This window comes from Dorea sp. AGR2135 (assembly GCF_000420885.1).
GTDB lineage: Bacteria > Bacillota > Clostridia > Lachnospirales > Lachnospiraceae > Dorea > Dorea formicigenerans.
Genome location: NZ_ATVU01000054.1, coordinates 1 through 8,915, shown reverse-complemented (window position 1 = coordinate 8,915; position 8,915 = coordinate 1). Strand labels below are relative to the sequence as shown.

Below are 8,915 nucleotides of genomic sequence, written 5' to 3'. Positions count from 1 at the left end.
AATGCGGCAAAGAATATACTGGAAGAAGGATTAAGACAAATAGCATAAAAGGAATAACAATATAGGACAGGGACTGTCCGAATTAACGCCTGTGGAGATAGTAGGTTACGAGGTCTGCGAAGCAGGAAGCCCATTGGCTTTAGACAATGGGTAGTTCACACAGGCAGAAGGAATTGTTTCAAATTATGTGACACAGAAAAACGAAAACTTACTTTCTTTTTTAGATGGAGAGACTATGATTTCATTTGTTCCCTTTCCAAATAATATTCGAAGAAGTGTGGTTCATGAAGAATTAAAAAATGTTTTTGAAGAGATAAAAAAGGTCATTTCAGGAAGAACTTGGAGTGCGGTAGTAGGCTCTTTGGTGAAAAATCTGGATGATTTACCAGATTTCGATTACAATTAGCAATTATTGCATATCAGCATTTACAACAAAGTGAATGCAAAGTTTAGAAAATAAATGACAGAAAATATAGAATATTAAAGAAGAAGAATTAATTGCCAGAAAATACAAAAATCTTCTTCTTTTTTTGTTTTAAAAAACAATGATTTCATATTTTTATAAAACTATAATATACATACAGTAAGACAAGGAATCAGAGACCTTGAAAAAAGATAATATGTTATGTAAGGAGGAAATGGCATGTCACAGAGAAATTTTGAAAAATTGAATGACAAAGGATCTCAACTTATTGCGGAAAGTAACAGGATTACCGACATTACAGATTCGAAATGGGGACACCCGGATGGAGCAGATTTCTGGTACATAGATCCGGCTTTAAATGTTGAGACGGCAACTTTGTACAACCCAGAAGTTTCGGATGAAGAAAAACTTAAGTTGGGAAAAAAGAGACAGCAGGCATATTATGATCAGTGGTGGAGTACAGAACATACCTGCGATATCGAAAAACACGAAGTGCCAGGGTGTGAAGAAGAGCCTGACACACCAGTGGAAGTGTGGGTAGTGAAACCTAAAAATATAAAACCACGTAAGAATCGTGTGCTTTACTATGTGGTTGGAGGAGCACTCGTTTCACTGAATCCTAATGCATATCCGATTGAGCGACTTTGTGAGGAACATAAATGCATTGGTATTGTTCCGATTTATCGACTTTCATGGGAGGCAAAGTATCCGGCTGCAATCAATGACCTACATGCAGCATATAAATGGATGGATGACAATGCGGATATGCTTGGTATTCATCCAAACAAAGTTGTATTGAGTGGATCAAGTACAGGCGGACACCTTGCATTGGCATTAGCATTCCGTTTGAAGAGATATGGATATAGTCCAAGAGGAATTGTAACGGTTAGTGCACAGACAGACGATAGAGAGAAAGATGGATCTTCTTTCTATAGTGGTGTATGGGATTCTGTTGAACAGCATGATGGATTATATCGATGGTTAGGTAGAAACTTTGATTCTAACAGGGTAGGACCAGAGGCACTTGCTAATCATGCAACAGTAGAGGATTGTATTGGATTCCCGCCAACATTTATGTATCAAAGTGAAATGGATCCGGATATTTTTGGAAATATTGAATTTTACACGAAGCTTTTGAAAGCACATTCATTTGCTGAATATCATGTGTTTGGAGGAGCTCATCATAACAATGGAGTATGGTCAGTCATTAAGAATTGTGGTGAACCAAATGATTACTCTATTCGTATTGCACAAATGTTTGATAGCAATATAGAAGATTGTTTTAAATATGATTTAAGAAGACCATGGGTTGTGGAAGATTATAAAGCTGCGTTTAAAGAAAAATTTGGTGAGTAATGGCATTTCATAAAAAATGAAAAGAGGTACAGGTATGAATGTAGATTTTTATGAATATGATGAGTTGGGTTATGCAGTAGATCCGGAAAGTGATACAAAAGAAATTACCGTAATTTTGGTTGGAAAACAAACGGTAAAAGCAAATCCAAGACCAGCAGTAATTTATGTAACGGGTGGAGCAATTAACGAATCTTATGAAAAACTTGAAGAATTAAAGAAATATTGTGCAGATAATAAAGTCGTATTTCTGTGCCCAAAGGCAACGGGTGTGGAAGAATTGGCAAAAACATATCAGTATGCTGTTGGTAATTTTAAAAAATTGAATATTGTTCCAGAAGAAATTTCAGTAAAATCAGACGATGATCATACAAAGCAGGCAGAAGAGTTAGTTGATTATGTATTGGATGAGTATGATGCGGAGTTGGATACAGTCGAAAAATTTTCATTATAGGTAAATATTGTAACTTAATAATATAAATATTTGTAACACATGTTTTTTCTCTTTCAAGATTAATTAAAAAGCCCTAATGCTGCAACATTAGGGCTTTTTGTGCAGTATAGAGAAGTGTACAAATTCTGAACATTCTGAATTTATGAAGAGTGAAAGATATAGAATGAAGTGGTAACATTAAATTAGAAAGAAAAGTTATTGCAGTAACTTTTTTTGAAAATTAATTCCGAAGGAAAAAGTATCATGTGTTATGAATAGGGATTAAGAAACCAGGGAGGTAAAAAAATGGGACTTGAAAAATTTAGAATTCGTGATGATGTTAAATGGGCACATCCAGAACTGGAGCAGGCATATGCACTGATGGGAAATTCTGTTGGATATGCAGAAGTACTTTTAAATGATGATCTGTCATTTGAAGAACGACAGGAATTTGCAGCACATGCGGAAGATGGATTTAAAGATTACCTGCCAGATTATGATTGGAGCCGTGTAACAGAATATGAAGCAAAAGGTTGTATTGATGAACCAGATGCTCCAAAAGTAAAAGTTCTTGTTGCAAATCCAAGAGAAGGGAAATGGCGTTATAAGAGAAATAGTCCATGCATTCTTATAATTCCAGGCGGAGGACTTACAACATGTTTCCGCTTTACAGCTGCAATTGAAGATTGGGCAGATAAGTATGGAGTTCCGGTAGCAACCTTTAATTACCGCACACTTTGTATGGGCGCTCAGTATCCACAACCGATGAATGATTGTGAAGCTGCATATAATTTCCTTACAGAGCATACAAAAGAACTGAATATTAGTGCTAATAAGATTATTATTCATGGTAATAGTTCTGGTGGACATTTGTCATTGGCTCTGTGTCACAGACTGAAAAAACGTGGAATCACACCACGCGGTTGTCTGGTATGGGTGCCGATTATTGATGATCGTCCGTTGCCACAATATCGCTCATTAAGTATAAATTCTGCATTTTGGGGTGGCTCTGATGCTGCACAATCTGCACGTCAATACTTAGGAAAAATGAACAATATGGTTGATGTTCCGGCAGAAGCATTCCCAGGACGCGCTACGGTAGAAGAATGTGTAGGATTACCACCAACATTCATTCATGCTATGGCTAATGATAATGGTGTGGATCAGGCTTATGATTATGCAAGTAAACTTGCAGCTGCAGGTGTTTATGTTGAACTTCATAACTGGGGCGGAAGTCAGCATTGTTCATTGTCAACAGCAGCAAATGTATTGGATAAAGACGATCCAACAGCAGAGTACGCACAGCTGTTTAATGCAGTGAATGAAAAGGAATTCAAAGATATGTTTGAAAACGATTTAAGACGTCCATGGACAGTCGAAGAATTTAATGAAAAGAACTGATTGAAATAATCAGATGAAAAGGTGATTATTATGGTAGAATTTAAAGAATATGAAGGACTTGGATACTTTATTGACCCAGAGAGTGATACAAAACAGGTGTTTATTCCATCCCCGCCGACTATGGCAACTGTAAAAATTAATCCAAGACCTGGGATTATTTATGTGACAGGTGGAAAAGTAAAAGAAGGATATGAGCAGTTGGAAGCGTTAAAGGATTATGCAGAAAAAAATAAAGTTGGAATTTTCTGTCCGACTTCTTTGGAGGCAGAAGAGATCTCTAAGACCTATCAGCATATCCAAAAAAGCGGAAAAGTGCTGAACATTAAAAGAAATGAATTGACAGTCATGGGAGATGCAGAACATATGGATGCTGCACAGGAAGCTGTAGATTATATGGTTGATGAATGTGATGCAGATATTGATGATGCAGAAGAGCTCGCAATATAGATAGTTTTTAGAATCCTGTTTAATGAATGGGGCTGTTGCAAAAGTAGATAGATAATCTACTGGAGCAGCAGCCCCTTTGTTATACCTTAAACAGAAAAGGATCTGTACTTTTGTTATTCAAATGTAATAACTTGTTCGGGGGTATGAAAGCTTTCGGATTTTTATACAGAGAGCAAGGGTATCGCTCAATCCTCTGATTTGATGATTTTGCGACACCCTCTGATAATATGATAATAAGAAAGTATATGTTTAAAACGACTGTAATGTTTGGACAGATGACTTTGATTCTCTTACTTTAATAATTCAGGCATTGGGTTAATTCCTGATGCCATGAAGATTCCGACAACGGTAGCAACAATTACACAGTATATGATGCAAGGAATAATGTTGGTCTTGATTAATTTACCTTCATTACCGCTGGTTCCAGTTGTAGCACATACAGATACGATATTGTTTATACATACCATATTTCCAATTGCACCACCACAGTTTTGAAGGGCTACAATCAATACCTGGGACATGCCTAGCAGAGAAGCTGTTTCAAATTGCAGGGAAGCAAATAAGGTGTTGGATACGGTACATGATCCTGACATAAAGGCGCCGAGTACACCGATAAATGGAGCGATAATAAAGTATGCACCATGAAAAATATTTGCTAGCGCATCTGCCATGACATATAACATACTACTGTTTGTATAATCAAAAGTATCAATTACTGTGGAAGCAACTTTTGCACCTATGTTAGCATTACTTGTGTAGCGATAAAGATTAACCATGGCAACACCGAAAAGTAATGCAATAGCAGCACCGGATATCTGACAAAAAGAATCTTTGATTGCTACCTTGGCTTCATGTTTACTCATTTTGTGAAGCAGAATGGTAATAAGAGCAATTAATGTAAATGGCATAATACCAGGATTCCATAAGAATTTAAAATCCCAGTTGATCGTGTCAAATCCAAGAATATGATCAATGTGCAGAATAAATGGTTCATCTGTGAGAATCGGTTTTATTTTGAAAAAGCCAACACGTGTTAAAACAAGGATAATACTGATGATTACGTATGGCATCCATGCTTTAACAGGCGACATACCTTTATCTTGTGGCTGGCTGACGGTTTGCGTTGAAAGCCAGCTTTGGTCGCCCCATTTTTCCACTCCATCAAAAGTCATAACTTCTTTTGGCATTAAAAATCCTTTTTTGGCAGCGAGGATTAAGATTGGCAATGCTGTAAGAAAAGCAACCATAGAAGTTAATTCTGGACCTACAAAAACTGCCATTGTAAGATAGAGAACTCCGACAACAACACCTGTAAGGATGCAGAATGGAAGTGCTTTTAATGCATCTTTAAAACTGTGGTTTTTTCCGAAGACTTTACAAAGGACACAAAGTCCGATAAAAATAATGAACAGACCACCAACCATATGTGGAATACAGGTCCATTTGGTCAGCATAGCGGTAAACTTATCCGGATCACCGCCAAGAGCTGTTACGGAAGAGGATACAACACTGGAAGCTGTCAGTGTTGGAACACCGACAGGCCCCGGGCAAACAGGTGTAGAGTTGTAAATTAAACATACAGCAGCTGCTGCCAACGGTGGGAATCCAAGTGAGATTAAGATTGGAGCAGAAAGTGCAGCAGGTGTTCCAAATCCGGCAGCGCCTTCGATAAATCCGGCAAATACATATCCTACAAGGATTGCTTGAATCCTGGCATCTTTTGTAATATTTGAAAAGATATTATTAATAGAAGCCATTGCGCCAGATTGTTTCAAAATATTCATAAGTAAGATTGCACCAAAAATAATTGCAAGTGTTTCAAAAGCACTCAGAAAACCCGCAAGAGTCTGAGCACCAATTTCGAGTATTCCCATTTTCCAGATAAATCCGGCAACAAAACAGGCAATAAGCCAAGATGCGGGCAAGGCCCGTTTTGCCGGCCAGTTAAAGCCGACCATTAGTATGACGGTCAAGAAAATAGGAATAGCAGCAATAAGTGCATACATAAAAAATCCCTCCTAAAATGCGAAATGTGCTTGTTGATAACAGTAGAAAATGGCATATTTCATGGTTTTAGAATAACAAAAAAAGTTGGGGATTTCATTTTACAAAGCCGTTGTCTGTTTTAAATATGAACAATAAAAAAAGTGTGTTGTTTTTTGTTGAAAATATTGAACTAATAAATTGTATGGGATGAAAAATTAGACAAAAACGCTAAAATGTACAAAAAATAATTAATGATTGAGGTTGATTGGTTAAATAATCTATAATAGAATATTGTTAGAGAGAAAAAACATACAATTTAAAGCTTATAAGAGAGTAAATATCTCAAAGGAGTGTAATGTATGGCTAATAATCAGATAATGAAAGAAGCGTTGGCGACCGCATTAAAGAAGTTATTGGAGAAACAACCATTATCTAAAATCTCTGTCAAGTATATTACAGATTATTGTAATATAAGCAGGAACACATTTTATTATCATTTTCAAGATAAATACGAATTAATTAACTGGGTTTTTTATACGGATATGCTTCAAAATGTAAATTCGTTTAATGATCCATCTAAACTGACAGATAGCTTTTTAAATGTATGTAAGTGTTTATATGCAAATCGAAAATTCTATCTTGCATGTTTTCAGTACGTGGGTCAGAATTCATTATATGAATATCTGAATGATCTTTATTATGAAATGTGGAAAATTAATATTGACATGCGCTATTCCGAATCCGGATTTAAATTAACAGAGTCAGAGTTGCAGCTCATGGCGAAAATGAAAGCGCATTCTTTCGTTGGAATTATTTCGGACTGGGTCAAGGATGGAATGCGAGATAATTATATGAGTTATTTTGAACAAGTACATGCAGTATTGGAATTTGAAGCTTCAGGTTATGCACATTTAACAGAAGAGCGAATGCTGGGAGAGCATATGGAAAAAGCGAATATGATTGGCAGAAAGAAGTGTTTGAAAGCATGTTAGAACGTTCAGAGTATATTTATTCAATTCCTGACGGGCTGACTGGAGAAAAAAATCAAGATAACATAGTTCCATTTATTAATTATAAGGAAGCAGCGCCCCAAAGATGCCTTGAGATGTTGTTAAAAAAGCATCGGGGAGAACATTTTCAAAGTGAGGTTATCATGGTGTCGCACGAAAAACGCAAAAATATGTCTGGCGTACAGTATTCAGGGCTGCGAGGCATTGAAGCCAGACAAATATGAAGTCAGCCATCAGGGGTATGATAATCAGTATGTGAATGCAGATCCGAATCGTTTGTTGCCGGTAGATATTATGAGAGAGTTGGAGAAAGAAGGAATTATTGGAAAATTATGTGATATCTTTCTAACAACAGCAGGAGTGATGACATCGACAGAAGAAAGTATTCGTCTCGGGAAACGAATTGCATCTTCAATCAGACAATATGAAGTGGATGCTGTGATTATTACATCAGCGTGTGGAACAAGTACTCGATGTGGAACCTATATTGGAAAAGAAATTGAAAATATCGGAATTCCGGTTGTACAGGTTACCAATCTGACGCGCATAGCTATTGACTCTGGTAGTGTGAGGATAGTAAAAGGTAATAATGTTTGTTATCCCTTTGGAAATCCGCAATTGCCCTTGGAACAGGAAAAAGAACAGCGCAGACGATTAGTCATGGAAACGTTAAATCAGTTACAGCAGGTCATCGAATAAGAAGGAATATAAGAAAATAAGAAAAGAATCTTTTATTGCAGAAAAAGAAAATCTGTAATGAGAGGTTCTTTTTTATATGCAAAAACAGATATTAAACTAAGAAAAACCGCATAAATACAGTATCTAACGACAAAATAGCAAAAAGAAAATAGGGAAAATTACAACGAAATTACAACAAATGAAAGAGCCTTATGTAACGACTTATACAAAGAAATACAGAGTTATAAGAAATCGACGCTTGAAAAAAGAGCGTCTTTTTCTATGTCGTGAAACGGCACACTATCTCATTTCTGCCTGTTCGTTATCAACGTCTTAGCTCATAGCTTGTCAAGAGCCTGTTGCAACGCAATGCGTCAGCACTCTTTACAAGCTGTGTGATAAGGCGTATCTTCTCAATGGCAGAAATCGAATAATGATAACAAATGAATATATTTTAACGAAAGCATTTTACTTTTACAGTAAGGTGCTTTTTTTGTTTATGATACTTTTCTATATCCATAGCAAAGGAGGATTGATAATAAATGGCAGAGATTTATGGATATGTTCGGGTTTCCAGCATAGACCAGAACGAAGAACGACAGATTGTTGAACTCTCAAAGCGGAACGTGCTTTCTAAGAATATCTACATAGACAAGCAGTCTGGAAAGAGCTTTGAACGTCCACAATATAAAAAGCTCGTCAGAAAGCTAAAACAAGGCGATTTACTTTATATCCTAAGTATTGACCGTTTAGGCAGGAACTATCTTGAAATACAGGAACAATGGCGAATACTGACGAAAGAAAAAGGGATTGATATATGCGTCATAGACATGCCCTTACTGGACACCAGAAATGGGAAAGACTTAATGGGTACGTTCATTGCCGACCTTGTGTTACAGATACTATCCTTTGTCGCACAAAATGAACGTGAGAACATCAGAAAAAGACAGGCACAAGGCATAGCGGTGGCAAAGGCAAAAGGAATTAAATTCGGCAGACCAGAAATCACGCTTCCAGAGAATTTCGGAGAGCTTGTCCATGAATGGGAAAAGAAAAGGCTTCCTCTGTCGGAAGTCTTGGAAATATGCAAAATGAGCGAAGCTACATTCTATCGGAAATTAAGGGAATACCGCCTATTACAGCGGAAATAGTCTGTTCTGAACTCTCAAAAGGTACACCTTTT

9 protein-coding genes are annotated in these 8,915 nt (G+C 36.8%); 8 read left to right on the top strand and 1 reads right to left on the bottom strand.

What is annotated here, in order from left to right; all coding sequences use genetic code 11:
• Positions 1–187: 187 nt before the first annotated feature.
• The 5 genes from G593_RS0117775 (at position 188) to G593_RS0117755 (ending at position 4,058) form a co-directional block, all read left to right on the top strand.
• On the top strand, positions 188–406 hold the full coding sequence (locus G593_RS0117775) for a hypothetical protein (protein ID WP_005342630.1): 219 nt from the start codon (positions 188–190) through the stop codon (positions 404–406).
• Between the two features lie 237 nt (positions 407–643).
• Positions 644–1,780, top strand: coding sequence for an alpha/beta hydrolase (locus G593_RS0117770; RefSeq protein WP_029732545.1), 1,137 nt, complete (start codon positions 644–646; stop codon positions 1,778–1,780).
• Between the two features lie 34 nt (positions 1,781–1,814).
• Positions 1,815–2,231 carry a hypothetical protein gene (locus G593_RS0117765; RefSeq protein WP_005342626.1) on the top strand — a complete coding sequence of 139 codons (417 nt, stop codon included), beginning with the start codon at positions 1,815–1,817 and terminating at the stop codon, positions 2,229–2,231.
• A 285-nt stretch (positions 2,232–2,516) separates the two neighbouring features.
• On the top strand, positions 2,517–3,611 hold the full coding sequence (locus G593_RS0117760) for an alpha/beta hydrolase (RefSeq protein ID WP_005342624.1): 1,095 nt from the start codon (positions 2,517–2,519) through the stop codon (positions 3,609–3,611).
• A gap of 30 nt (positions 3,612–3,641) precedes the next feature.
• Positions 3,642–4,058 (top strand): hypothetical protein, encoded by a 417-nt coding sequence (locus G593_RS0117755; protein WP_029732543.1) that lies wholly within the window; start codon positions 3,642–3,644, stop codon positions 4,056–4,058.
• A 290-nt stretch (positions 4,059–4,348) separates the two neighbouring features.
• Here the strand turns inward: G593_RS0117755 and G593_RS0117750 are convergent, their stop codons facing one another.
• Complete coding sequence (locus G593_RS0117750) at positions 4,349–6,064, bottom strand: L-lactate permease (RefSeq protein ID WP_029732541.1); 1,716 nt, start codon at positions 6,062–6,064, stop codon at positions 4,349–4,351.
• 339 nt (positions 6,065–6,403) lie between these two features.
• Between G593_RS0117750 and G593_RS0117745 the strand changes: the two genes are divergently transcribed.
• The 3 genes from G593_RS0117745 to G593_RS0117735 all read left to right on the top strand — a co-directional run bounded on the left by G593_RS0117745 (position 6,404) and on the right by G593_RS0117735 (position 8,883).
• A complete protein-coding gene (locus tag G593_RS0117745) occupies positions 6,404–7,036 on the top strand; it encodes a TetR/AcrR family transcriptional regulator C-terminal domain-containing protein (protein WP_005342618.1) in 633 nt (210 codons plus the stop codon).
• A 150-nt stretch (positions 7,037–7,186) separates the two neighbouring features.
• Positions 7,187–7,753 (top strand): glycine/betaine/sarcosine/D-proline family reductase selenoprotein B, encoded by a 567-nt coding sequence (locus G593_RS18920; protein ID WP_242827135.1) that lies wholly within the window; start codon positions 7,187–7,189, stop codon positions 7,751–7,753.
• A gap of 521 nt (positions 7,754–8,274) precedes the next feature.
• Entirely contained in the window at positions 8,275–8,883 is a 609-nt protein-coding gene (locus G593_RS0117735; RefSeq protein WP_022356371.1) for a recombinase family protein, read from the top strand.
• Positions 8,884–8,915: the final 32 nt, after the last annotated feature.

Coding starts and splice junctions, on each gene's coding strand:
- G593_RS0117770 (WP_029732545.1), top strand. CDS start 644: ATGTCACAGAGAAATTTTGAAAAATTGAATGACAAAGGATCTCAACTT.
- G593_RS0117765 (WP_005342626.1), top strand. CDS start 1,815: ATGAATGTAGATTTTTATGAATATGATGAGTTGGGTTATGCAGTAGAT.
- G593_RS0117760 (WP_005342624.1), top strand. CDS start 2,517: ATGGGACTTGAAAAATTTAGAATTCGTGATGATGTTAAATGGGCACAT.
- G593_RS0117755 (WP_029732543.1), top strand. CDS start 3,642: ATGGTAGAATTTAAAGAATATGAAGGACTTGGATACTTTATTGACCCA.
- G593_RS0117750 (WP_029732541.1), bottom strand. CDS start 6,064: ATGTATGCACTTATTGCTGCTATTCCTATTTTCTTGACCGTCATACTA.
- G593_RS0117745 (WP_005342618.1), top strand. CDS start 6,404: ATGGCTAATAATCAGATAATGAAAGAAGCGTTGGCGACCGCATTAAAG.
- G593_RS0117735 (WP_022356371.1), top strand. CDS start 8,275: ATGGCAGAGATTTATGGATATGTTCGGGTTTCCAGCATAGACCAGAAC.